Raw genomic sequence first — 26232 nt, forward strand, 5'->3', positions numbered from 1 at the left:
AAGTTTTATTGGTAGGACCGGGAAAGAGAGTTTTTAGGACAGATTATTATATCATGAAAGCTTTTGAACATTTAGGACATTCCGTTCTGGTTTTTCATGAAGCAAAAATATACTCACTCCTCTTTGCCTTAACTCATGTTATTTTTAAGTTGATCGTTGTAGTTTACAAGCCAGATTTTGTTTTTTATTCCAAGGCTAATAAAATTTCATTGAAAGATATGGAATGGGTGAAGAAAAGATGTACAACAATTTTGTGGTATTATGATCTCAGGATCCCTATCGAGAAAAAACTCATTGATAGGGCTAAAAGAGTTGATTTGTTTTACATCACTAATAAAGGACAAATACACCACCTAAAAGATCAAAGCGCAAATGCAAAGTATCTCACACAGGCATGCATAACAGATTATCATCCAACAACTGAACATTATATATATAATGTGAGTTTCATCGGTAATAATAACATCTCTGATTCTATGATGAGAGAAGATTTGCTTAATAAAATAGGTTCTCATTTCGATCTGCATGTGTTCGGAGCACGATGGTCGAGTAAAAACTTTACAAGTCATCCCCGAATATTTAAAGAAAATTATGCTAATGTATGTGCCGGATCAAAAATCGTTCTTGATATAAAATCATTTGACTTCTGTTTGGATGTTGATGGTAATTTTTCAAATAGGATACCGCTCACCCTTGGTTTTGGTGGATTTCTTCTTGCCCAATATACTCCAGGAGTTGATCAATTATATCAAGATAAAAAGCATCTTGTTTATTTCAGATCTCCAGAAGAAGCAATCAGTTTGATCGATTACTATCTTCATCATGAAGACGAAAGAAAACAAATCGCTGAGCAAGGAAGGGAATACGTTCTTAAAAATCATACATACATCAATAAGGTGGAGCAGATGATTCGGGATGCAGAACAGCTTAATAAAAATATCATACTATGAAAATACTCATTATTCACACTGCATTTTTAGGTGATGTCGTTCTTATCACTCCCCTGATAAAGGGAACGAAAAAACTATTTCCTGACAGCAAAATCGATGTTCTTGTCATACCCCAAACACAGGAAGTACTGAGGCAAAATCCGCACATCAACGAGATACTTATCTTTGATAAAAGAAAGCATAAGATCATTAACTTCATTAAGACATTATCAAAACTCAGAAAAAATCAATATGACCTTGCTCTGCTACCGCATAGTTCGATGACAACGTCCTTCCTCGTCTTTTTCTCCCATATAAAAAAACGGATAGGATTCGATCGATGGTTATCTTCAGTACTCCTCACTCACAAAATTCCATTCAAAAAAGGTGTTCATAGGATAGAGAAAAACCTTGATTTTCTTAATCAATTTTCAGATGATAGATTTGATATCCAGACAGAACTATTTCCTGATGCAGAGGATTTTAAAAAAGCAGATAGCTTACTTTCCGAACTTGATCCTGTTAAAAAGAAGATCGCTTTTGCTCCGGGCTCGGTATGGTATACAAAAAGATGGCCGGAAACATATTATAGACAACTCGCACAAAAGCTCGTTGAAGCCGGCTTTTCTATCGTGCTGATAGGCAGTCCCCAAGAAAAAGAACTTTGCGAAAGGATAATGCCCCCGAGCAATGCAATTACTGTTGCAGGTAACACCACGGTTCTGGAATCAGCAGCAGTTCTGAAAAAATGTGACCTACTTATCAGTAATGACTGCGGAGCGCTACATATTGCTAATGCAATGGAAACAGACGTCTTTGCTATTTTTGGTCCAACAGTTAAAGATTTTGGATATTATCCTTACAGAAAGAATGATCATGTTTTCGAGGTTGACCTTCCATGCCGTCCTTGTGGCAGTCATGGAGGAAATAAATGTCCACTTGTGCATCACATGTGCATGAGAAATATCAATCCAGATCAGATCTTAAAAGAAGTACTCACTCACCTCAATAACAGGAAAGATCAAAATGAAAGAAAAGATTAAACTCCTTTTCAGGATCGGTTATGCCTATCATAAAGCTGCGTTTGATCCTGTTATAGAATATCTTTTAAGCGATCCGAAATATGATATCTGGTTCTCGCTGGATATGGAAAAAAAACGATATCTGTTCTTCGATATCCCTTATAGAAATAAGATAATCGATGAATGGAAAAAACTGGGATACAGGTTTACTCATGAGACTCGTGGATTTGATATTGTTATTTCTGGAGATACATTACGTAACTCTAAAGATTATGGAAAGACCATGCTCATTTTCCTGAATCATGGAACAGGAATAAAAAATATTTTATACCGCAATCTTGCTCGTGTACCTGATGATAAATATCTCATATTTGTTGAAGGACAGCACCGAGTCGATTCATTATTGAGTTCACCATCACTTGGAAAAAACGAGGTGTATCTCATTGGACTACCAAAACTTGATTATGCATTTCAAGGTAAATATGATAATAAAAAGGAGCTTCTTGATCAATGGGGATTAGATCAAAACAAAAAGACTGTTTTATTTGCTCCTACCTATAAACCTACCTGTATGTATGATATCAAGGATGATATCTTTGAGCAGACAAAAGAATATAATCTTATCATAAAATTACATCCCTACAGCTGGATGGGAAAATATGCACCTCACAAACAACATCGTATGTATGAGCGAAGAGTTAAAAAACATCCTCACGCTGTACTGCTTCCTTTCTCAGAATTGAATATTGTTCCCTATTATGCGTTGGCAGATACCGTATTAAGCGAAGCGTCGAGTACAGTATTTGATTTTCTTGCATTCAGTAAATTCGGTATCATCTATGATCTTCCCTGTGATAAACTCAGTCATTCTGATGGGGAAGCTCTCCTTGAAATCGATAATCGTGAATTTTTGAAAAATGCCTTTAGTCATATCGATTCAAGCAATCAGATAACGCATGCGATCGAGAAAAGTATCCATCCAACTGAAGAGATGATTAAACACGCAGATATATATCGAGATCGCTATTTTTACAAATTAGACGGAAAAGCAACTGAGAGGTTTGTTAAGAAAATGGAGGAACTTTATTATGAAGGAGGTCATGAAAACATTCCTTATAATTCTTAATTTTGTGCTATTAAAATTGACGGAGAAATAAGGACTTAACAAATTTAATTGTTTAATTGATTTTATAGGAGAATATAATGAATATACAAGAAAAATCATCTAAATTAGGGGTTTTGATACCTGGCCTCGGTGCAATCGGGACGACATTTATTGGAGGACTCGAACTCATCAAAAAAGGTTATTCAAAACCAATCGGCAGTTTAACACAAATGGGCACGATCCGTTTGGGAAAAAGAACGGAGAAACGCTCTCCGCTTATCAAAGATTTTTTACCTTTGGCAAACATTGAAGATCTTATTATTGGTGGCTGGGATATTTTTGAGGATTCAGCATATGATACCGCTAAAAAAGCACGGGTTCTGAGTAATGATCATATTGAACTTGTCAAAGATGAACTCATGGCAGTTAAACCGATGAAAGCTGTTTTTGATAAAAAGTATGTAAAGAAACTTGATGGCACCCATATAAAACAAGCAGATACAAAATATAAACTCGCCCAGATGCTCATGGATGATATCAAGAATTTCAGAAATGCAAATAATCTGACAGATATTGTAATGGTTTGGTGCGCATCGACTGAAATATATATCGAACAACAGGATGTACATGAATCCCTGGCAAACTTTGAACAAGGTCTTAAAGAAAATAATGATGCGATCTCGCCAAGTATGATCTATGCGTATGCAGCCCTTAAATCTGGTATTCCTTTTGCAAACGGAGCACCAAACCTTACTGTTGATATTCCTGCAATATTGGAACTGGCAAAGATCCAAAACCTGCCAATTGCCGGAAAAGATTTTAAAACAGGGCAAACTTTGATGAAGACGATCGTTGCACCTGGATTAAGATCACGTGTTATTGGTGTTAATGGATGGTTCTCAACGAACATTTTAGGCAACAGAGACGGTGAAGTCCTCGATGATCCTGAATCTTTTAAAACAAAGGAAGTGAGTAAGCTCGGAGTTCTTGACTCGATCCTTCAACCGGAAATGAATCCCGAACTTTACGGTGATCTTTATCATAAAGTTAGAATCAATTACTATCCTCCCCGTGGAGATAATAAAGAAGGCTGGGATAACATCGACATCTTTGGATGGCTGGGATATCCAATGCAGATCAAGATCGATTTTTTATGTAAAGACAGTATTCTCGCTGCTCCAATCGTCCTTGATCTCGTCTTGTTCATGGATCTTGCAAAACGCGTTGGTTTCTCAGGTATTCAGGAATGGCTTTCCTTCTACTTCAAAAGTCCGATGCATCTTCCAACTCTTTATCCGGAACATGATCTTTTTGTTCAGCTTGCAAAACTGAAAAACACACTCCGCTATATTATGGGTGAAGAGATGATCACCCATCTTGGACTTGATTACTATTATAATAATGCTCCTGAAGCAAAGTAGAAGATAATATAGTTATGAAAGCGGTGATCATAGCCGCAGGATGTGGTAGCCGGTTACAAGATTACCATCACGGCATTCCCAAAACTCTTCTTGAGGTTTTGGGAAAACGGATTATTGATGATATTCTGCAGAAGTTATTATTTCGTGGAATCTCCGAGATTGTTATTGCAACTGGTTTTAAGGGCAATCTTATAAAAGATTATCTTGTGCAATCACCGTTTGCTGAAAACATTACTTTTGTGCATAATCCTAATTGGAAAAAGGCAAATGGTATTTCTGTACTCTGTTCAAAAATAGCACTAAAGCCTTCAGATACATTCTTACTTATGATGAGCGATCATATTTTTCAATTAGAAATACTCGATGATGTAATTGATTTTGCTATTCATGACAATGAAGCACTGCTTGCAATCGACCGAAAAATCGAATCAATACCGGATATTGATGACGGCATGAAGCTTCAATGCACACATCTAAAAGATTCAGTTTACCGGATTAATAGATTCAGTAAACAACTCAACAATTTCGATGCGATCGATACCGGCATCTTCAAATTTCAATATTCATTTTTTTCAACGCTTGGGAATGCGATCACGTCCGGAAATGATTCACTCTCGGATGCTTGTAATGTGCTTAGTAAAAATCATAAAATGATAGGAATTGATATTGGAGATAAACGCTGGTTGGATATAGATACTCCTGAAATGCTCAATCAGGAAAGATTACTCGAGGAAATTCTTAATATATCATGACATCATTGATGATTAAAAAAATTATATTTTTTTTAGCTTTTATCTTTATTTCACTACATCTTTTTGCTGAAAACGAATGGACTGTTCTTGTTTATATAGCTGCAGATAATAGTCTAAGTCAGCAGTCATTTAAAGATGTGAATGAGATGGAGGCTGTCGAGGAAAGTGATTCTGTTCAGTTTCTTATTCAAATCGATCCTCTCGATGATCCCAATTACCCGCCTTATTTCTCGACCAGCCGAAGATATCTCATCCGTCATGACAACAATCCCGACTCAATAGGTTCGCTTCTTATAGATGATCTTGGAGAAATAAATTCTGCCGATCCTCAAACGCTTGCTGATTATGCCAACTGGGGATTTTCTTATGCCCCTTCAACAAAAAAGATGCTTATCATATGGGATCATGGCAACGGATGGTATAAAGATGATGAGCAAGTTAAATCTGTTTGTTATGACAACTCCTTTAATGATCGGATGGGAGTAGCAAATGGTGAATTGCGGGAAGCAATTTCATCAATAGATCATCATATAGATATACTCGTTTTTGATGCGTGCTCAATGCAGACCACAGAGGTGATAACTGAATTCTATGAGTATTGTGACATTGTAGCAGCATCCGAATTATCTGTTCCTGTTGACGGGATCCTGTATGGCGCGACAGCAGGCACAGCATGCTCACAATATGGTCTATTCAATTATCTCTCAGAAAATCCATTATGCTCGCCAATTACACTGTCAGCAGAATTAGTATACAGATATATCAATTCATATACAACGAACTGTCAAAACGGCTCTACGATTTCTTTTTCAGCAATTGATGTGACTCAGTATGATTTCTACCTCCAGAGATTAAGGCAATTTACAGATATATATTCGGATTCACTCTATCGAGATGTATATCACATTACTCGTAATAATTGCTTCCAGATAAATACAGAGACTGTCGACATATGGGATTTTCTTAATGAAACCTCATTACAAAGCAAACAAATGCAGGATGATGCTGCAGAGATTGCTTCATTAATCGACTCGATGACGATCTTGCATAGTGCTCTCTACAATGATGTCATATATCCAGAACTTGGCAGAATGAGCGTCTATTTTCCCAAAACACAAAACTCCTTCAATTGGCAGAATTACTATCCTTTGCAGTTTAATATTGATACAAAATGGGAACGGTTTCTTAGTTATAACATGGATTATTACGATTATAATCCAGTAATCATCAATTTTTCTGTATCCTCGGCAAGCGAGTTAGTTAATTTTTCCTGGGAAGTTGTCGCCTCAACAGATCTTTCTTACCAGTTATTTTATAAAACAGAAACGGATACAGGTTTTGTTCAAATACAGGATTCCTCTATCACACATGCGACAAGTTTCTCGCAGCAATTTGCTCCTGGAGATTATGAATTCAAACTTCGTGCAATAGATGAATTTGCAAATGAAACCTCAACAATTAAAGAACATCTTATTTCATCAAATTTTCTATTTTCTTTTTACCCAAATCCATTAAACGTAAATGACCATACCCAAGGAACATTCATTATCTCAGCTAAGGATTTAACTGATGCAAAGATTATCATCTACAATCTTGGAGGAGAACATGTTGATACCATCAACATAGATGATTCAATTGGTTCGACAATCAAGGTCGATTACATCCCCAAAAATGTCTCTTCGGGCATCTATTTTTGTCTACTCGATGCAGGAAACGCAAAAGCGACGATAAAGCTCGCAATTATTAGATAAATTTTTTGTGCACAACTTGTGGATAACTCTTTTTTATGCCTTCTCTGTTTTACTAATTAGCTTATATACTGCTGGTTATGAATTTTCGATATATCTGAGAAAGGTGTATAATCTTTTATAATCAGAGCAAATTAGAACTTCTTGAACAGTAGTAAGTTAGGAGAAAAACCCCTTTTTGCACGAAGGAATTTAGGCACATTTTTTGCTCTAAAAAAGGCGTTTATTTGAACTGCTCTTCAGCACCAAAATTTCTATATAAATTCAATGATTCCAAATTATCTTTATCATCATTAGAGAGACGGTTTGTAAGTAATCGGGCGAACAATTTTCCAATGCCCGGTCCAAGCATAAAACCTTGTCCGCACATGCCAACCGCAAGATAAAATCCATCTAATTTTGTAGTTCCGAGGATTGGAAATCCATCTGGGGTTGCAGGATATTGACCTCGCCATGTTCTTCTGACCTTGAGATTCTTAAGTCGTGGAAATAGATCCAGCATTCTTTTCGTTACTTGGGGTAAGAAAATAGATGTCGCCTTGCTGTCTGTGCCGACAATTGGTGGTTCAGGTGTAATACAAAAAACAACCTGCCCATCTGCTTTTTGATAGAAATAGTAATTCTTGGAGTTTTCAGCTGGTCTAAGATCCACGATCATTGGTTGGAAAAAATGTTGAACTGCGTCAGTAATACCACCTTCATGGCTGTCTGGGATAACAGGAATTTCTAATCCAACCATTTCTCCTATCTGCCTTGCATTATTTCCTGCTGCATTAATGATATAGTTACAAGAAAAACTATTTCCTCTGCTTGTTGAAACTACATACCCATTTACTTCTTTATGTATGTCTGTTACTTCTTCATTAAAAATATATGATGAGCCAAACTCCAAGCTTTTAAAATAAAAATAGTTGAGCGAAAGGTATGGAGATGCACTTCCGTCTTCAGGTGAAAATGTTGAACCTCTTAATCCTTCAGGATTTACACCGGGAGCCAATTCAAGAAATTCTTTTGGTGATATCCAGTTTATATTCAGTCCATAGCTTTTTTGAATTTTAAGCAGCTCCTTAAGCATATTCTCGTGCTCATCGGTATATGCAGGAAATGAATATCCATTAGATTGCCATTCAATGTCATCACCATATTTCTCTTTCCAGGTTGAAAAAACATCGATTGATTCCAAAGAAATATGTATCTTTGCCTTATCAGAATGCGTTGCCCTGATCCCACCGATTGCTTTTTTATTCTGTCCCTGTCCCGGAGATGCCAGGCTTTCAATAACGAGTACGGAAAATTTTTCTTCTGCAAGATAAAGAGCAATCGGAACACCTACAGAACCTGCACCAATAACAATCACATCAAAATTAGTTTTCATACTCACCTACTTTTCCTTCAAAACAGATAGGATTTGAAGCGGAACTTCCACAAACAACGGACGTCGAGTGTTAAAAGTAATATCATCGAGGGCAAATCCCTCCTCCCTGTACATCCGCAATAACAATGACTCACAAGTTTTTCCGCCGCAGGCACCCATTCCGGCACGGGTCAACTGCTTGAGTTGGTTCATATCAGTAATACCTCTTCGTATCCATTTCCTTATTTCACCAGCTGTCACTCGTTCACATCTGCATACGATTGTTGAATCATCGATTGTATCAATAAGGGGACTTTCCCAAGCTGCTGATACATGTGAAGCTTGGATGCGTAGACCGGCAATTTTCTTCGCGATATGATGAGGAGCTTTTGCCTGTACAATCTGAGTTTTTGTTTTTGTATCACGAACTTTTAAAACGATCAATTCATCAAGCAATTTACCATCTATATCTACAACATAAATAGATAGCCCGGGTTCAATAGGATGATTACCAACTTCATATGGAATTGAAACGGTCGGAAAGTTAGAATCTTTTCTAAAGTCGACCAATGTAATAGCTAGTGCAGGACAGATAGATAGGCACTGCATGCATCCTGTGCATTTACCCTCAAACATAGGGAGTCCAAGCAGGCTATCATCTTTAATTTTAATTTGATCCAAGGGGCATACTGATGTACAAGGATTACACGGAATCTCTTGAACACAGTGAAAAACAGGAAATACTCCTTCTTTGTATTCAGGTAGTTTATATGGTAATGTTCGCTGAGGAGGACTCTTCAAGATTTCTGCTTTTTCATTCCATTCTTCAGGGATTTCCTCTTTAGATACTCCTAAAGCTTGAGCAATTTTGATACCAGTTATCTTCCCGTTGAACATTGCAGATGAAGCTTCGGCTATCTCATAGGCATCTCCCGTTGAAAATACAGACATCCCAGCTTCTTTTGCTTCCCTATGGAATTCATCGATGGGATTTAAGCCAACTGCAATCAGAATCGTATCACAATCGATTGTTTTCTCAGTTCCTAAAATTGGATTGAACTCCTTATCCACTTCTGCGATCGTTATCGATTCAACCTCATTTAAACCATTTGCAGATAGAATTGTATGAGATGTATAAATCGGTACACCTAAACGATGGAGTTTGTCTTTATGTACTTTATATCCTCCGCATTCGCAAAGCGCTTCAGCAAGACCGACCACATCTATACCTGCTTGAAGAGCATGATAGCCGGCTATGAGTCCAACATTCCCACCTCCGATAATAAAAATCCTTTGTGATGGAAGAACAAGATCCCGATTCACAAGTGTTTGAAATGCACCTGCACCATACACTCCGGGAAGTGTGTTGCCTGGAAAAACAAGCATTTTTTCCCGAGCACCTGCCGCATTTAGAACGATCTTCGGTTTCACTAAAATATATGAGTTTTCTTTAAGAATACCGACTTTCTGGTCGCTGAAAACATATAACACCGTACTATTCGTCCAGACCGTTGCAGAATCGAATTGTAAAAGGTCATCAGAAAGAATTTTTGCAATATCGATACCTCTTGTTCCAGCATAGCAATCTTTTATTGATCCAAAAAATTTATGCGTTTGAAGAACAAGCTTCCCGCCGAGTTCAGACTTGTCATCAACTAAAATAAGTGGAATTTCTTGTTTTGACAGCTCTATTGCAGCTGAAAGTCCAGATGGTCCCCCCCCAATGATCAGGACATCTGTTTCATATTCTTTGATCGGTTCGAATGTAGGATGTTCATGTACTTCAGGAAGCTCCGGCAATCCTTCACAACTTTGTACGATCATGTTCTCGATTACAGGTGTCATACATGATTTCACCGGTATGCCATTAGCGATTACCGTACATTGAGCGCATTGTCCATTCGCACAAAAGATCCCCTGCGGACTGCTATCTTTAATATGATGACCGAAGATATGCACACCGTTTGCAAATAAAGCTGAAGCGATCATCTCACCCTCTTGGGCAAATATCTTCCGGTCATTCCAATAGAATGGTACTTTCTTCTTAACCTTTACATCAAGAATTGGATGTTCTTTGATTCGAAACTGGTCTTCCATTTTATTATCCGAAGTTCATTATTGTAGTGACTTGTTAAGCTCTTCAATATGCCCTTTACCGACACCGATGACTCTGCAACCCATCTTGAGATATTGGGCGATCTTCTCATCAGTTAAGAAATTCGAGCAATCAACGATCAGCGGCTTCCGTCCACACATTGCAACTACTTCTTTTGGCTCTAGTGCTTTATATGCTTTATGACCTACTGCAAAGACAACAATATCAGCATCATTAAGTGTTTTTTGTAAATCCTTCTCAACTCGCATATCACCCAGTTCAGGCCAGACTTCCACAAGCGGGTCGTGTACAGAAATGATCGCATCTTTTTCCATTAGATGTTCCCAGAGCAACTTCGACGGAGAATGCCTTGTATCTGCTACATTTTGTAAATAGGATACACCAAGAATTGCGATTCGTTTATCCTGTAAATTTGGGCATGCTTTCTCGATAATTTCAAGCGTATGTAAAGGCATAAGATCATTAATATTGACCGCACCGACAGCCATAGGAAGTTTTTCTTCCAGTCCAAAAAGTGCTTCCGCAGCCCAGTTTGCAAGTACAGGATCTTTTGTAAGGCAGTATCCGCCAACTCCCAGACTCGGACGCAGCATGTTATCGTGTGTACCCTGTCTCACTTTTATCGATTGAATCACATCAAAAAGATTAACCCCAATACTCTCTGCAAATTTTGCCCATTCGAACATGAGGGCAATATTCGTTGCTCGGTATGAATTTTCAAGCACTTTTGCCATCTCAGAGGCATTAGTATGACTTAACCTGCAGATTGGATAATGCTCCGTATCAAGTACATTCCTCAGGAATTCTTCAGCAAGATCAGCTGCTTTTTTGTTAATCCCGGAAAAAGTTCTCCAATAATTTCTGATCGAACTCACATACCTGGAACCGGGCATAACACGTTCGTATGAATGAGCGATCATGGGAGGAGTTGTCTCTACATCGATACCCCGTTTCGTGAACTCTTCTTCGATAACCGGTTTTACGATTTTTTCTGAAGTACCGGGAGGTACTGTTGTTTCAATGAGTATTAAACACTCCGGTTTGATACTTCTACCAATTGTCCTCATGCCCTTTTTGAAGGCATTCAAGTCGCAGTATCCTTCCTCAGCTTTTCCGAGTAACGGTTTCTGGGCATCGAGCTGTATATCGACAACAACAATATCAGCAAATTTAAAAACATCAGGATGCCAGGTTGCACGTAATGTTCTCTTTTCTTTTACGCAGCGAGGGAATATCTTTGGTATTTCGGGATCTGCTGCACTCACCGGCGGAACACCACTGTTTATAACTGGTATTTTCCAATAAGACCGTCTCGAAACAAGATCATTACCATGGACAAAATATAAAGGGTTACCATTGTCATCTTCGGCATCTGCTACAACAGCCGCCATGACCGATCCGACAAATCCCATACCTTGAACTACAACGATCTTTCTCCCCTTTTTTCTTTCTTCTTCAGATATTGATTGAAGTGTTTTTAATTCCTGAATACTTTCTTCTTCAGTTGGAAATTGATAAACAGTTCCATCTGGAGCAACTGATACTGACATGTATCCTCCTAAAAAAATCATCCTAACAAAAGAGGATGTATCTCTCTTTTTTAGGGGCTCTTTCCAGTGTCAAGAATTTCACTGTGCATGGGTATAATTCACTGATACATATTCGGGTGTTGAAAAATTTGACAAGGATTTAGAAGGTTGATGATTGGGCTCAAGGTTTTATTATGGAAATTAAAATTATAGAAAATGGTAACGTGAGCAAAATATGCTCGTGTAATAAAGAGATAACTCCTCTTTTACTCATGAAAAAAGAATATATTCGGTCAGAACATCAAATTGTTGCTGCTAAGGTAGATAATATTCTCTGTTCCTTGGAATATATGATTACTTCAGACTGCGAAGTTGAGTACATCAACCTTGGAACACGAGAAGGTCTCCGCATCTATCAAAACTCCCTTATTTTCATATTTATGAGAGCAGTTCACGAACTTTTTGAGAGACCAAAAATTCAAGTAAAACACTCGCTTGGTGATGGATTTTATATTGAAACATATTCAAGGTTTTTATTAACAGAAAGTGATGTTGAAAAAGTTCAAAAGAGAATGGAACATCTTATCGAAGAAGATGAACCTTTCGAACCGCTCTACCTTTCAACCAGACAAGCATATCAGTATTTTCAGGATGATGAAATAAAGACAAAGATGCTGGACTACTATCCAGGAAAAAATATCCTCATATATAAATATGCAGAGCTCTATGATTTTTTCAATGGACCACTCGTTCCCTCCTCGGGCTATTGTAAATTATTTGATTTGAGATATGTCCCACCCGGTCTTATTCTTCGCTTTCCTACTGTTGACTATCCAGACAGGGTCGGAGTCTTTCGTCCGCTTCCGAACCTGCTTAAGATCTTTACCGAATATGAACGCTGGGGAAATATCCTCAATCTCTCATATGTATCTTCCTTAAACAGGAAAGTTGAGAATTTCGAGATCAATGAGATCATACAAATTTCAGAAGCATTACATGAAAAAAAGATTGCTGAAATCGCTGAAGATATCCATGAAAAAAGAAATTCCGGACTCGTAGTCCTCATCTCAGGTCCATCAGCATCCGGGAAAACTACATTTGTAAAACGTCTTGCTATTCAATTAAAAGTGATCGGTCTCTCGTCTCTTTTGATCTCCCTCGATAATTATTTCCTTGATCGAGAAATCACGCCTAAGGATAACCACGGTGAGTTTGATTTTGAATCGATCAATGCGCTTGATAAAGAACTAATCAATCATCATATCGAACAGCTGCTCATTGGAAAAATGGTCGAAGTTCCAAAGTACAATTTCAGGGACGGAAAACGAGAACAGCATGGCACAAAAGTCCAGATGGGCAAGGATCAGGTTATACTTCTTGAAGGCATTCATGGTCTGAACGATGCACTTACTCCATCCATTAAACGAAAAAACAAATATAAGATATATGTAAGTGCTCTCACGCAACTGAACCTTGATAACCTGAATCGTATCTCAACATCCGATACACGTATTATTCGAAGAATTGTAAGAGATACGTTTTTCCGTGGTTATGATGCCGAGCAGACCATAAAAAGATGGGACTCAATTCGTGCAGGTGAGAGAAAGTTTGTTTTCTCATTCCAGGAAGAAGCTGATGTGATGTTCAATTCTGCACTTGTATATGAACTTGGTGTTCTGAAACGAATTGCGATACCTGAACTGATGAAGATCACTCAGGAAAGTGAGCAGTACTCTGAAGCTCAGAGACTGATAAATCTGTTATCTTTTTTTGTAACTATTCCCGAAATAACAATACCGAGAAATTCTATTTTACGTGAATTCATAAAAGGCAGCGATTTCGATTATTAGGAAATATTAGGATCTATAATGAAAGAAAAAATATTACACGAGAGTTTTACTTTTGACGATGTACTCCTCGTTCCGGGCAAGTCAAAAGTGCTGCCTAAAGAAGTTGAATTGAAAACAAAACTTACAAAAAAAATCTCCCTTAATATTCCTATCATCAGTGCTGCAATGGATACCGTGACCGAAGCAAAAATGGCAATTGCAATGGCAAAAGAAGGCGGGCTCGGTGTCATTCATAAAAACCTGACGATCGAGCAGCAAGCAGTGCTTGTTCAAAAGGTAAAACGTTCTGAAAGTGTGATCATACAGAATCCTATAACATTGAGTCCAGATGCCCGTTTGCAGGATGTACAGGATCTTATGCAGGATCATAATATCGCGGGAATCCCTATTACTAAAGGCCAAAAACTTGTCGGCATCATTACAAATAGAGATATGATGTTTGAGAATGACATGTCTAAAAAAGTGTCCGGGTTGATGACCTCAAAGAATCTCATTACTGCACGAGAAGGTATCTCATTAGATGACGCAAAAGCTCTTCTTCATAAGCACCGCATCGAAAAACTCCTCCTGGTTGATGACAACTTCTCATTGAAAGGTTTGATCACGGTTAAAGATATAATGAAGAGCATTAAATTTCCGAATGCTGCCAAAGATGATGATGGACGGCTTCTTGCAGGTGCAGCAATCGGTGTTGCTGGAGATTACCTCGAACGTGCTTCTGAACTGATAAAAGCTGGTGTCGATGTCATAGTTGTTGACACTGCTCATGGTCATAGCACCAAAGCTCTTGATGCGATGAAAAAAATACGAGTCGCATTTCCCGCATTAACAATTATTGCAGGAAACGTTGCTACTGCAGATGCCACACGTGATATCATAAAATGCGGTATGGATGCAGTGAAAGTCGGGATCGGTCCTGGATCGATCTGCACGACACGAGTAATTGCAGGAGTAGGAGTGCCACAGCTTACAGCAATTATGGAATGCGCACACGCTACACAAAATGAAGTTCCTATTATTGCTGACGGCGGTATAAAATATTCCGGTGATATAGCCAAAGCAATTGCTGCAGGTGCTCATGTCGTTATGATCGGCTCATTGTTTGCCGGAACAGATGAAAGCCCGGGCGAAGATGTGATCTATGAGGGAAGACGTTACAAAACTTATCGAGGCATGGGTTCGATCGGCGCAATGAAAGCAGGAAGCAAGGATAGGTATTTTCAGGATGATGTTAAAACAAATGATCCTACAGAAAGCATAAAACTCGTTGCTGAAGGAATTGAAGGACGGGTCGAATATAAAGGGCCTCTTTCAGATTATATATTTCAATTACTTGGAGGGTTAAGAGCAGGAATGGGATACTGTGGTGCATCGAATATTGAGCAAATGAGAAGTAATACAAAATTCACCAAAATTACAGCTGCTTCTTTAAAAGAGAGTCATCCCCACGACGTCTCGATAACAAAGGAAGCACCGAATTATCAGAGATAATTAAATAATAGAGGAAGGAGTGAAGAAGCGTGCTGTTCTCGAATCATCCCGATAAATCAGGACGATTTAAGTCCAGTATCTAAGAAGTGGTTCTCAACGAAGTGTGAATCGCTGACATAACAATCTATTTCCCCCGATTATCCTCCCACAAAAGCTTATGCAACTGAACATTCAGCCTAATCGACAGTTTTGTTTCAAGAATCCAATCGGCTAACTTAGTCACATCGAGTTTATCAAATACGGGAGAAAACAGTAATTGAAACCTATGCAGGTTATACTTCTCAATAACATGAATCCCCCATTCAAAATCCTGCCTGTCTGCGACCACGAATTTGAGTTCATCCTTTTCATTGAAATACTTTATATTATCCCACAACATCCTATTACTCATGCCGCTGGATGGAGTCTTGAAATCAACGATCTTAATAACTTGCTTTGGTACATTCTCCAATGAAATCGAGTTGTTGGTTTCCAGCAAGACTTTATACTTTTTTTTTATCAAAAGCTTTATGAGCTCAATAGTCTCGCTTTGAAGAAGTGGCTCTCCACCAGTAATTTCCACAAGCTTCACCGGATGATATTTCTCAATTTCTTTTATGATTTCTTCTACTGATAGTGTCAATTCAGATTCATACGCATACTTAGTATCGCAGTATGAGCATCGGAGATTACATCCTGCAAGTCGCACAAAAACATAAGGGAGTCCAACATATGAGGACTCCCCTTGCAAACTACAAAAAATTTCAGATAGTTCCATTAAAAGGGCATATAATCAAAATGCTTTTTATATCCTAATTTTTTCTCGATTTTCTTCAATATCTCTTCTGGATGCCCTGTAACGAACATCTTGTCATCGTTGCATTCGAAGAGATAATAATCCTTGGCATCCCAAGCAAAATATTTCAGGTATTCGACCTTACCAAAGATCGGTTTCCCGACATACATAAGCAATTCTATATCACACATTGTCAGTGATACTAGATTTTCATAGGGATCTTTTTTGTTCATCTTTGTCAGGAGTAGATTTGCATCCGAATCCTCTTCGATCATACCATGATAGGAATCGAGCATAAGCGCTTTTGCAGGATTCTCAGTAACCATCTTAAATAACATCTTATCTGAGATTTCAGGGAAATTTTGTTTTGTATATATGATCTCTTTAAGCAGGTTTGTGCTTCCCGAAAGGGTAGAGTCCGTTCCAAGGCAAATGTTGATCCCGAGTCTCAAAACAGTATCAATATCCAATGTCGTGCCAAGCAGATAGATATTCGAGTTTGGACACCAGGCAATACTCGCTCCAATCTCTTTTACCATTTTGAATTGTTCAGTCGTGAGAGCTGTGCAGTGTACCAGGATCGAATTTTTCTTGAGAAGCCCCTGATCAACAAGTCCTACAAACTCGCTTCGGGCAAGATCGTCACTGCCTTCTGCTAGATGAATGATAAAAGGGACCTTTCCTTTAGTCTTTTTCATCTCTTCTGCGAGTTCATCACCTCCCCACCAATTTTTTCCATTGATGGAGTGCCCCTGCTGGTAATCAGATAAAATTTTAATTGGGAAAGCTTGATAATATTCATCTTTCTGGCGCGGAACGTGATCCTGCACAATCGTCACTCCCGAGAAAATGTTTTTATAAACACCAAGCATTGCAAGATCGATTCCAGGCTCTTCAAGGAGATGACCAACCGGTGATTTAAGATATTTATCTCTTTCTTTTACCGGTTCTGAATCATTAAGTTCTTCAACCCAAACGCTTGTGTTTTTATAGGGTCTGCTTGGTGCTCCTTTAGGAACCCAATTGCCCACAAGATGGTCGTGTATGTTAATCAGAGAAGGATATGCAACAAGACCTTTGCAGTCCGCCTGGACTTTGTCATATGACTTGTCGGAAAATTTTCCGTTTGTTATACATACATTTCCAGTACCATACTCTCTGGCATTTTTCACAACTAAAACATTCGTAAATTCCATTGTTACCAACTTTATATCATATAAAATATTATTTTGAAAGCTGCTTGACCAGCTGAGGTATCACCTCGAAAAGATCACCGACGATCCCGACATCTGCAACCTTGAAAATCGGTGCATCTTTGTCTTTATTGATCGCAATGATAATATCAGAGGACTGCATACCCACAAGATGCTGGATTGCACCGGATACACCACAAGCTATATAAATCTTCGGCTTGACAGTTTTTCCGGTTTGCCCGACCTGATGAGAATACTCTATCCATCCTGAATCGACTGCTGCTCTTGATGCACCAACTGCAGCACCTAGTACAGATGCAAGCTGTTTGATCAAAGTAAAATTCTCAGCACATTTTATACCGCGTCCACCAGTCACGATTATATCGGCATCGGTAATCTTCACACTTTGGGTTTCATCTTTTATATATGAAAGAAATTTTGACAAGAATTTAGTGTTATCAAAAGTAACTTTTTCCTGAATGACATCACCAATTCTTTTTTCATCTTTGGGAAGGGGATCAAAAACTTTATGTCGAACCGTTGCCATTTGAGGACGGTAATTCGATGTTCTGATCTCAGCCATGATGTTACCACCAAATGCAGGACGGGTTTGAACCAATTCTTTTGTTTCTGGGTCTATATTCAGATCAGTACAGTCAGCAGTAAGACCAGTATGCAGTTCGACAGCAAGTCTCGGTATGAATGAGCGTCCAATAGCAGTGGCACCACTCAGAACGATTTCTGGTTTATATTTGTTCACAACATAAGACATTGCTTGCGTATATGGTTCATCGAGAAAATTTTCAAGAAATGCGTCATCCACGACGATCACTTTATCTGCACCAAAATGAATAAGCTCTTCGGATTGTTTGTCAAAGTTATTTCCAAGAAGAACAGCTGTCACATCATTACCAAGATCATCTGCCAGCTCCCGGGCTTTACTGAGAATCTCAAAAGCTATTGGCATGACTATTCCATTTTTCTGCTCAGCATAGACCATGACACCGGAATAGTCTGCTAGATTTTGAACCTGTTCCTGCTCTTTTTCAATGATGATTGCATCGACCAGACATTCAGGCACGCAGGCACCGCACAGTGTACAGGTGTCCAGGTTTATAGCAGCCTTTTTATCAACGAGCGTTATCGCTTGATAAGGACATATAGGTATGCACTTACTGCACCCGATACATTTTTCTTGAATTACTTTGATCAAAGTACCTCCACCCAGAAATTTGAGAATAGTATATTTTTCGTCAAGTTACTCGGTTCTATGATTTTATTTGAAAAGAAAAAAAATGTATATTCCATAAATCGCTATGAAGATCAAGCCCTGTATACGCTTAACGCTTTTAAATAAGCGGGATGAAGCAAAGAAAAGCAGTGAAACAAACAGACATACCGCAACATCTATGATGACATCGGACTGGAGAACGATCGGTTTGATGGCCGATGCAATTCCAAGCACAAAGAGTATATTAAAAATATTACTTCCAACAATGTTACCGATCGCAATCGAGACCTTGCCCTTCATCACAGCAACAATCGACGTGACAATCTCCGGAATAGATGTTCCAAGCGCAACGAGTGACATACCAATCACCTTATCGCTTACTCCCCACATTGCAGAAATCCTCGTTGCATTTTCCACTGCAAGATGACCGCCGAAAGCGATAGCAGCACCTCCAAAAATCGTAATTGCTATATCTTTCGAAAGAGATGTCCTTTTTCCAGAATCCTCATATTTTTTCTCTTTGCGATCAACTTTTGCCATTCGATATAGATAATACAGAAAACCGATAAACAGAAGTAAAAATATGATCCCTTCGAGTCTGGATACTGTGACAAATCCTGTTTTATGAGATGAGAAGTTCACGACAAAAAACAGCATGAGGACAGTAATAAATATCATGAACGGATTTTCTTTCCTGATCGTGCTGCTCTCGAAGTAAAGGGGTTTTATCAGAGCCGCAATACCGATTGCCAGACAAATGTTCGCAATATTGCTTCCCACAACATTTCCGAAAGCAATACCGTTAACACCTACGAGTGATGCCTTTATGCTGACAGCTGCTTCGGGTGCACTCGTACCGATCGCAGCAATGGTCAATCCGACAAAAAGCGGTGATACCTTAAGATATTGAGCAATGTTCGATGCTCCTTCGATAAAAAGGTCAGCTCCTTTTGCTAGAAGAACGAATGAGACGACAAGCAGAATGTAGGGTATCATCTAAACCTCTATCCAATCGGTGGATTGATGTTGCCCGGCAACATATAGGTTGCAGCTTGCATTTCGGGATTTCAGGAATGATCGCATCGACTCGATTGCGAGATCTGGCACATTATTAATCTCGCTGAGATGTGCAAGTATGATATTTTTGAGCCCGTCATGCATAACTTCATCGATCAACTCTGATGCCTGCATATTCGAGAGATGTCCATGCTTACCTTTTACGCGCTGCTTCAGATACCATGCATAGGGTCCGTTTACCAGCATATCGATATCATGATTACTTTCAAGAATGATAGTGCTTGGCGTTTTCATCTTTTCTTTGACCAGCGATGTCGGATACCCAAGATCAGTTAGGACTGCCAGTTTTGCTGAATTACCTCTTTCGGAGATCAGGAAACAGGATGTATCTGCGCTGTCATGGGGAACTGAAAACGGCTCGATAAGAAACTCACTCATGGTAAAACGTGTACCATTATCAAAAATTTTTACTTCTTTAATATTACCAAGTTTATATGCACCAGCATTATACGTACTCTCATTAATATATAAGGGAATGCCGAGACTGCGCACGATCGGTCCGGCACCTTTGATATGATCTGAATGTTCGTGCGAAATGACAAGCGCTTTGATGTTTTCAAGCGGAAAATCAAAGTCGAAAAGTTTCTCTTTTAAGCGCTTCAAGCTCAATCCTGCATCCACCAAAATTGCCGATTCCTGTCCTGAGACCAGGATGCAATTTCCTTTGCTGCCGCTTGCTATAACTCGTACTTTCATAATATTGAGAGATGAATTCCCGTATATAGGACGGATTGTCAATAAAAATTGTGGTTCGGCGTAAGGTTAAAGAATATATTAAATCATACGTCTCCATTACATTCCACTATTGCGAGAAGAGAACATAGAGAAAAAACATAGATCTACTACTTACCTAAACTCTCAATTCACAATGTATCACTCCATCACTTCCACTTATACTTACTGAACGTGCCCAGCAGTCCAAACAGGATGAAATATGGAGCATAAAGAATTTCCACAAATGGGAATGCGATCAAAGGAAGGAAATCATGGAACATAACTGCACCCCGAAGAATGATGAGCAGATCGAATACACTTTTAGTGATAAAGGAAATGAAAAATACCTTCCACGGAATGGTACCAGTGCATACTAAAACAAAACATACAATAAGCAGTAAAAGATACGTAAATGCTATGAGAGAAATTATCTTAATTAGAGTGGGGTAATATCTCCATTTTGAACCACGCCGTTTCTCCTGTTGGAACGTTTGCGTGCCTGTTTTTTTTTCAACTGATGGCACAAAACTATCCTGTTTAGTTGCAAATCCTATTGTATACTTCCTACTTTTGCTTATCTTCTGTAAGAATAAATCGTCATCCCCTGACGGGATATGCCCAATTCCGTCAAAACCATGTAACTCGTTAAAAACACTTCGTTTATAAGCAAAGTTCCTGCCGGTTGCTGTAATACCCCAGTTCCACCCGATACTACCTGCTGAGAATGCAAACATAGCAAGGCGTTCCAGCTTTTTCATCAAAGAGAGGATTTTCTTTCCTAATGATGTGCTTTTTGATCGTAAAGGTGAATAACCAACCACGGCATCGAATCCCCTTGAGAACGTCTCATTCATCGATCGAATCCAGTATTTACCAGGTCTGCAATCCGCATCTGTAAAAAGGAGGATCTCTCCCAGCGCGGCTTCAATCCCTTGTGTTAGCGCTCTCTTCTTACCAATCAAGTCCGATTCCTCATCCCCTACTGAAATATATTTGATCTGAGGATTTGAGTGCGCCAACTCTTGAAGTAATTTCAAAGTGGTATCGGTCGATCGATCATTTACTATAATTATTTCATATTTATCGTTTGGATATTCCTGCGCAAGAAGGCTGTCGACTAATGAGTTAAGATGCTCTTCTTCATTGCGTGCTGCGACGATGACAGAAATTTGTGCAATTTCATCCGAAACTTGTTTCTTTTTCAATCTGAACGTGCCGATGATCAGAAAAGCAAGGAAAAGGCAGTATAGAGCAGTTAGAGCATATAAAATGTATATAAATATCATAAAAATTTCATACCCTTTACTGCCGATGCATTGAGATCGAGTGAAGCAAATTTCTTGTTTTTATATTTAAACTGTGCAGCAGCCCCGATCATAGCAGCATTATCAGTGCAAAACAATGCTGAAGGATAGTGCAATTTAATATGATGGTCATTGCAATACTCATTGAACTTCTTCCTCAATGCTGAGTTAGCGGCAACACCGCCTGCGAGGAGAAGCGATGTTAATCCATTTTCTTCCAAGGCGCGTATCGTCTTCTGAAAGAGAACCTCAACAATTGCATGCTGAAAACTCGCAGCAAAATCATGCAATTCCTCTCCTGCCAATTCACCTTTTTCTTTGAGGTAGAGCATGCCTGCTGTTTTCAATCCACTGAAACTGAAATCAAACGTATCGTGCTTGAGCATAGGAAGAGGAAATTCGATTACCTCACTCTGCCCTGCTTGGGCAAGGTTATCGACATGGGGACCACCTGGATACGGCAATCCGAGCAATTTTCCTATCTTATCAAATGCTTCTCCTGCCGCATCATCAACTGTTTTCCCAAGTACTTCGTAATCAACCGACGAATTAAAAATAACTAATTCCGTATGCCCACCTGAAACGATAAGTGCCAGAAATGGAAATTCAATATCTTTATGTTCCAAAAAATTTGCGAATACATGACCAAAAATATGATTCACTGCGATAAGCGGCTTTTTTAGACTAAATGCTAGTCCTTTTGCAAAAGAAACACCCACCAGCAAAGAACCGATCAGTCCGGGATTTGCCGAAACGGCTATTGCATCGATGTCATTAATTTTTATACGTGCTTTTTCGAGAACCAGTTCAACGATTGGGATCAATGTGCGGATATGCTCACGAGATGCAAGTTCGGGAACCACTCCCCCATATTTTAAATGTACTTCTTCCTGAGATGAGATAACATTTGAAAGCACATTACAATGTCCATCGACCAGTGCAGCAGAAGTATCGTCACAGGATGTTTCAATAGCGAGAATAAGCGGTTTGGTCATAGGAATTTTGGGAATTATTTTGGAATTGATTTGATGCGGACTTTTGTCGGTGTTTGCCCGATCAGATCGATACCCTCAGGGACCTCGACGGTTATATAAATATCATCATCAACAGCAACAGAATCTGAAAATTCAACCTGTGCAAAGATATCCTTCTCTTCAAGAATACTTACAAGTTCCTGTTCGCCAGACACTTTAATACTCACAGAAGAAGGAAAAATCTCAACCCCCTCAGGAGTATCAATAGGAATCAAAGATAGGGTCTTCTGTATGATCTTCGGCTCCATTTTTGAGATATCCAAGGTATATGTTTCGTACGAAACCATAGGATCCTGGGGTTGGATCACACTCAATTGCGGGTCTTCGACATGCACATTTATATCATAAGGAAGTGTGAGAATATTTTCTATCTGCGTAATGATCGATTGTGGACCGGTTATCTGTATTTCCTCCGGTTTTATATCGAGTTCATTTTCCAAAAAATACTTCTCACTCTCTTCGCTGGCAAAGGCAAGTTCAACGGGAACGATCATTGTGTTCATATTATCCATAACGATGAGGATATCTTTCATTGACGGTCTGCGAACGATCGTAAGATTATACTCCTCGATGCCACTCAGATGTCCATATTCGATAGGCAGATAATTCTTGCCGTAGTGCACATCCTTCAGATCGATATGATAGACATATCTCTTAAGATTATACGCCATGATATCCTGTCCTTTTCCTTCTATTGTAATATCGATCGCTTCAGGCTCGATGGTTATCGGCACGAGAGCTGACGGCGCATTCGAAATAGTGATAGGGACCTGTACATCTACCTTTTGAACCTTGGCAAGATTGATTTCAAACCAGATAAACGCAGAAAGTAGAAGTGCAAGTATAAAAATAATGATTTTTTTATTCATTACGGTTTCTCGTCTTTGGTAAAGATCCTCCTCAAACGCTCAGAAGCAAGCGTGATATAAATATTGAGCGGATCAATCTTCTGTGCGATCCTCAGATATTTTTTCGCACTGTTGAAATCTTTTTCAGCAATATAGATCTTACTCAAATCAATATAAGATTTTATATAAAAAATATTTTTTTGGATACTATTCTTATAATTATGTATCGCTTTTTCAATATCCCCCATATTGTAACAGCATCGTGCAAAAGTGTTGTAGAACTCATCGCTGTCATAACCCAGCCTCTCGGCTTTATCATAGTAAACGTATGCCTGAATCCAGTTCTTTTTATTATCATAACACTTTCCGAGGAGAAGTTTGACCTCCTTATTTGTTGGAAAGTTCTTTTCTGCACTCAATAAAACAGAGATAGCATTATCCCATTCTTTGAGAGCAATATACTGTTCCACAAGAAATGTATATGATGAAACCAGATTGTTGAAAAAAGGCATGATCTCCTTAAAGTATGATATCGCTTCTTTTCTTCTATTGAGATAAACAAGGGCTACTGATTTATTGAAGAGCATTTCAGGTGTTTCGACCTCAATCTTGGAATACCATTCAAGCGCTTTTTGTGCTTTGCCTTTCTGGGTGAGATACACATTTCCCATGAGGAAGTAAAGCTGGTCATGTTCCGGGAATTGGCCAAGTCCTCTCATGATGATCTTCTCAGCTTTCTTGAACATCCGATTCTTCATGTAGATCAGATACAGCATTTCGTAAGCTTTAAAAGTTTCAGGATAATCTATTATAAGTTTCTCCAGAATTTCTTCTGAGAGAAGCCAGTTTTTTTTGGCATGATGCTCTGCTTCGAGGAGCTTTGATTTAATATGATTATCCATTTATTACACTCTGCTTGAACGAATTAATCACGTCAATAATCTTGTTTTTTGTAGTAAGATGATTGAACAGGTCGCGTAGATGCGATGATCCGGTCATCCCTTTTGTGTAGAAAGGAACAAATTTTCTAAACAACTTTATGGCGGTGGATTCACCATAAAATGCAACACTTCGTTCAAAGTGTTCTTTCATGATATTGAGTCTGTCCTCATAGTTGGAATAGACAATTTCATGACCCTTAAGGATACTCTTGATCTGAGAAAAAAGCCATGGATTCCCAAGTGCACCGCGTCCGATCATTATTGAATCGCAGCTGGTTTCTGCGAACATTCGTATGGCATTTTCAGGTGTGAGGATATCGCCATTCCCGATAATTGGGATCGAGACCAGTTCCTTGGCGCGTGCAATGTAATGCCAATCACTTTTTCCCGAGAACATCTGGGAGCGGGTACGAGCATGTACGGTAAGGGCTGATGCACCTTCATGTTCTATGATCTTCACGATTTCATCAAAATGCTCATCGGAATTCCAACCGATCCTGATCTTGACAGTGAATGGAAAATCTTTCATGAGCTTTTTTGTTTCTCGAACAATACCTGCAATCTCTTTAGGATTTTTCAGGAGTGCCGATCCAGAACCATTCTTCACAACTTTTTTTATGGGACATCCCATATTGATATCAAAGAAATTCGGGTGGTACTTTTGTAAGATATTGATACCTTGTACGATTTTATATGCGGTGTTGCTGAAGACCTGCAATCCGATCGGTCGGTCATTTGCATCGAATTCAGCAAGTTTTTCTGTTTTCTTATTTTCGTGAATCAATGCATCAGCGCTGATCATCTCGGAAAGGACGACATCCGCGCCGAATCTTTTGCATAACTTGCGATAGACATAATCCGTATATCCTGCAAGTGGTGCGAGCCATAGTTTTTTTTCGAAAAGTTCTTGTGATTTCATGGTATATCAATAAGGTAAACGATGCAGAAATTGTGGCAACTAATTTACATTTCTAAATCTTAATGTCTAACATCGATTGAAATGTCAAAGTTAAAATGTCAAAATTACGTATGCATTCAATACGATCCACGATTCACACTTCATTGCAAATCAAATCTCGCTTTATTTTGTGTATCTCCGTGTTTTTCTCTTGCTACGGCGGAATCTCGAGTATTAGGGATAGAGTCGGGTGGTTTATAATTCCTTTCTGTATCGTACAGCCTCGAGCGATTTGCCGGGATTGAGTATCTTCGAAGCACCATCGGGTTGGTATCCCATCGCTTCATAAAATCTACGTGCACGAGGATTCCCTGCAAAAACCCAGAGAACGACAGAATCGAAACCGCGTTCTTTCAGGAGATTCTCACCAAATCTGCAAAGAGATCTACCAATTCCCTTTCGCCAGTGTTCATGCGCAAGGTAAATTCCCTATATCTCCCCATAAACGTTATGATCAAGATCTTCATCGCGGCATAAACCCAAGATCAGAAAACCAACAAGCTCTCCATCAATTTCTGCCACATATGTTTCTTCTCTACTTTGTTTAAGAGACTCACGAAAACGATCTGCTCTCATTGTATAGTCCAGTTGAGCAAGAAATTCATCAGGAACAAGACCTTTATATGCACTTTTCCATGAATCAATATGGAGTGTTGCTAAGGTGTATGTGTCCTTAAGGTTTGCAGGACGGATGTTCATTGTACTCCTTTTATAGAACCAAAAAAAATAGAAATCAAAAAAGCAGTCTGATATCTTTAATGCTCAACGTATTGCAATCACAAATTCTGTCTTCTATATATTAATTTTTTTATAAACTTTAGTGTCCTTCCGCTTGCCCCT

22 protein-coding genes and 1 pseudogene are annotated in these 26232 nt (G+C 38.9%); 8 read left to right on the top strand and 15 right to left on the bottom strand.

Annotated elements, in window-relative coordinates; translation table 11 throughout:
• The 6 genes from JW794_02965 to JW794_02990 form a co-directional block, all read left to right on the top strand.
• Window positions 1-950, top strand: a 950-nt coding sequence (locus JW794_02965) for a glycosyltransferase family 1 protein (GenBank protein MBN2017084.1), incomplete at its 5' end; no start/stop codon positions are given.
• Window positions 947-1972 carry a lipopolysaccharide heptosyltransferase II gene (waaF, locus tag JW794_02970; GenBank protein MBN2017085.1) on the top strand — a complete coding sequence of 342 codons (1026 nt, stop codon included), beginning with the start codon at window positions 947-949 and terminating at the stop codon, window positions 1970-1972. The genes JW794_02965 and waaF, both read left to right, overlap by 4 nt.
• Window positions 1956-3077 carry a CDP-glycerol glycerophosphotransferase family protein gene (locus JW794_02975; GenBank protein MBN2017086.1) on the top strand — a complete coding sequence of 374 codons (1122 nt, stop codon included), beginning with the start codon at window positions 1956-1958 and terminating at the stop codon, window positions 3075-3077. The genes waaF and JW794_02975 overlap by 17 nt, the downstream gene beginning before the upstream one ends.
• A gap of 77 nt (window positions 3078-3154) precedes the next feature.
• A complete protein-coding gene (locus tag JW794_02980) occupies window positions 3155-4477 on the top strand; it encodes an inositol-3-phosphate synthase (protein ID MBN2017087.1) in 1323 nt (440 codons plus the stop codon).
• Window positions 4478-4491: 14 nt separating this feature from the next.
• Window positions 4492-5229, top strand: a complete 738-nt coding sequence (locus JW794_02985; GenBank protein ID MBN2017088.1) for an NTP transferase domain-containing protein — start codon at window positions 4492-4494, stop codon at window positions 5227-5229.
• Between the two features lie 8 nt (window positions 5230-5237).
• The gene (locus JW794_02990) at window positions 5238-6980 is read left to right on the top strand and encodes a T9SS type A sorting domain-containing protein (GenBank protein MBN2017089.1); all 1743 of its coding nucleotides are present in this window, start codon (window positions 5238-5240) and stop codon (window positions 6978-6980) included.
• 220 nt (window positions 6981-7200) lie between these two features.
• Here JW794_02990 and JW794_02995 read toward each other — a convergent pair whose 3' ends face one another.
• Genes JW794_02995 through JW794_03005 form a run of 3 tightly spaced genes read right to left on the bottom strand, consistent with a single transcriptional unit; the run spans window position 7201 to window position 11997 of the window.
• Window positions 7201-8352, bottom strand: a complete 1152-nt coding sequence (locus tag JW794_02995) for an FAD-binding oxidoreductase (protein ID MBN2017090.1) — start codon at window positions 8350-8352, stop codon at window positions 7201-7203.
• 6 nt (window positions 8353-8358) lie between these two features.
• Window positions 8359-10428, bottom strand: a complete 2070-nt coding sequence (locus JW794_03000) for an FAD-dependent oxidoreductase (protein MBN2017091.1) — start codon at window positions 10426-10428, stop codon at window positions 8359-8361.
• 18 nt (window positions 10429-10446) lie between these two features.
• Window positions 10447-11997, bottom strand: coding sequence for a nucleotide sugar dehydrogenase (locus JW794_03005; GenBank protein MBN2017092.1), 1551 nt, complete (start codon window positions 11995-11997; stop codon window positions 10447-10449).
• Between the two features lie 173 nt (window positions 11998-12170).
• Here JW794_03005 and JW794_03010 point away from each other — a divergent pair, with 173 nt between their 5' ends.
• Together JW794_03010 and guaB are read left to right on the top strand one after the other, a co-directional pair.
• Window positions 12171-13826 (top strand): nucleoside kinase, encoded by a 1656-nt coding sequence (locus JW794_03010; GenBank protein MBN2017093.1) that lies wholly within the window; start codon window positions 12171-12173, stop codon window positions 13824-13826.
• A gap of 18 nt (window positions 13827-13844) precedes the next feature.
• The gene (gene guaB / locus JW794_03015; GenBank protein MBN2017094.1) at window positions 13845-15317 is read left to right on the top strand and encodes an IMP dehydrogenase; all 1473 of its coding nucleotides are present in this window, start codon (window positions 13845-13847) and stop codon (window positions 15315-15317) included.
• 124 nt (window positions 15318-15441) lie between these two features.
• On the opposite strand, the gene JW794_03020 is transcribed toward guaB, so the two are convergent.
• The 12 genes and pseudogenes from JW794_03020 to JW794_03075 form a co-directional block, all read right to left on the bottom strand.
• Window positions 15442-16074, bottom strand: a complete 633-nt coding sequence (locus JW794_03020; GenBank protein ID MBN2017095.1) for a radical SAM protein — start codon at window positions 16072-16074, stop codon at window positions 15442-15444.
• Complete coding sequence (locus tag JW794_03025) at window positions 16074-17288, bottom strand: amidohydrolase family protein (GenBank protein ID MBN2017096.1); 1215 nt, start codon at window positions 17286-17288, stop codon at window positions 16074-16076. The genes JW794_03020 and JW794_03025 overlap by 1 nt, the downstream gene beginning before the upstream one ends.
• A gap of 28 nt (window positions 17289-17316) precedes the next feature.
• Entirely contained in the window at window positions 17317-18498 is a 1182-nt protein-coding gene (locus tag JW794_03030) for an electron transfer flavoprotein subunit alpha (protein MBN2017097.1), read from the bottom strand.
• A 63-nt stretch (window positions 18499-18561) separates the two neighbouring features.
• On the bottom strand, window positions 18562-19512 hold the full coding sequence (locus tag JW794_03035; GenBank protein ID MBN2017098.1) for a calcium/sodium antiporter: 951 nt from the start codon (window positions 19510-19512) through the stop codon (window positions 18562-18564).
• A complete protein-coding gene (locus JW794_03040) occupies window positions 19513-20289 on the bottom strand; it encodes an MBL fold metallo-hydrolase (GenBank protein ID MBN2017099.1) in 777 nt (258 codons plus the stop codon).
• 185 nt (window positions 20290-20474) lie between these two features.
• Entirely contained in the window at window positions 20475-21593 is a 1119-nt protein-coding gene (locus tag JW794_03045; GenBank protein ID MBN2017100.1) for a glycosyltransferase, read from the bottom strand.
• On the bottom strand, window positions 21590-22606 hold the full coding sequence (gene tsaD, locus JW794_03050) for a tRNA (adenosine(37)-N6)-threonylcarbamoyltransferase complex transferase subunit TsaD (protein MBN2017101.1): 1017 nt from the start codon (window positions 22604-22606) through the stop codon (window positions 21590-21592). Before tsaD ends, JW794_03045 begins: the two co-directional genes overlap by 4 nt.
• 14 nt (window positions 22607-22620) lie before the next feature.
• Window positions 22621-23514 (bottom strand): hypothetical protein, encoded by an 894-nt coding sequence (locus tag JW794_03055; protein ID MBN2017102.1) that lies wholly within the window; start codon window positions 23512-23514, stop codon window positions 22621-22623.
• Window positions 23514-24395, bottom strand: coding sequence for a hypothetical protein (locus JW794_03060; GenBank protein ID MBN2017103.1), 882 nt, complete (start codon window positions 24393-24395; stop codon window positions 23514-23516). The genes JW794_03055 and JW794_03060 overlap by 1 nt, the downstream gene beginning before the upstream one ends.
• Window positions 24388-25353, bottom strand: a complete 966-nt coding sequence (dusB, locus tag JW794_03065) for a tRNA dihydrouridine synthase DusB (protein MBN2017104.1) — start codon at window positions 25351-25353, stop codon at window positions 24388-24390. Before dusB ends, JW794_03060 begins: the two co-directional genes overlap by 8 nt.
• A gap of 234 nt (window positions 25354-25587) precedes the next feature.
• Window positions 25588-25818: pseudogene (locus JW794_03070) on the bottom strand (GNAT family N-acetyltransferase).
• Window positions 25819-25821: 3 nt separating this feature from the next.
• Complete coding sequence (locus tag JW794_03075) at window positions 25822-26091, bottom strand: hypothetical protein (GenBank protein MBN2017105.1); 270 nt, start codon at window positions 26089-26091, stop codon at window positions 25822-25824.
• Window positions 26092-26232 lie beyond the last annotated feature (141 nt).

The organism is Candidatus Cloacimonadota bacterium (assembly GCA_016932035.1).
Lineage (GTDB): Bacteria > Cloacimonadota > Cloacimonadia > JGIOTU-2 > JGIOTU-2 > Celaenobacter.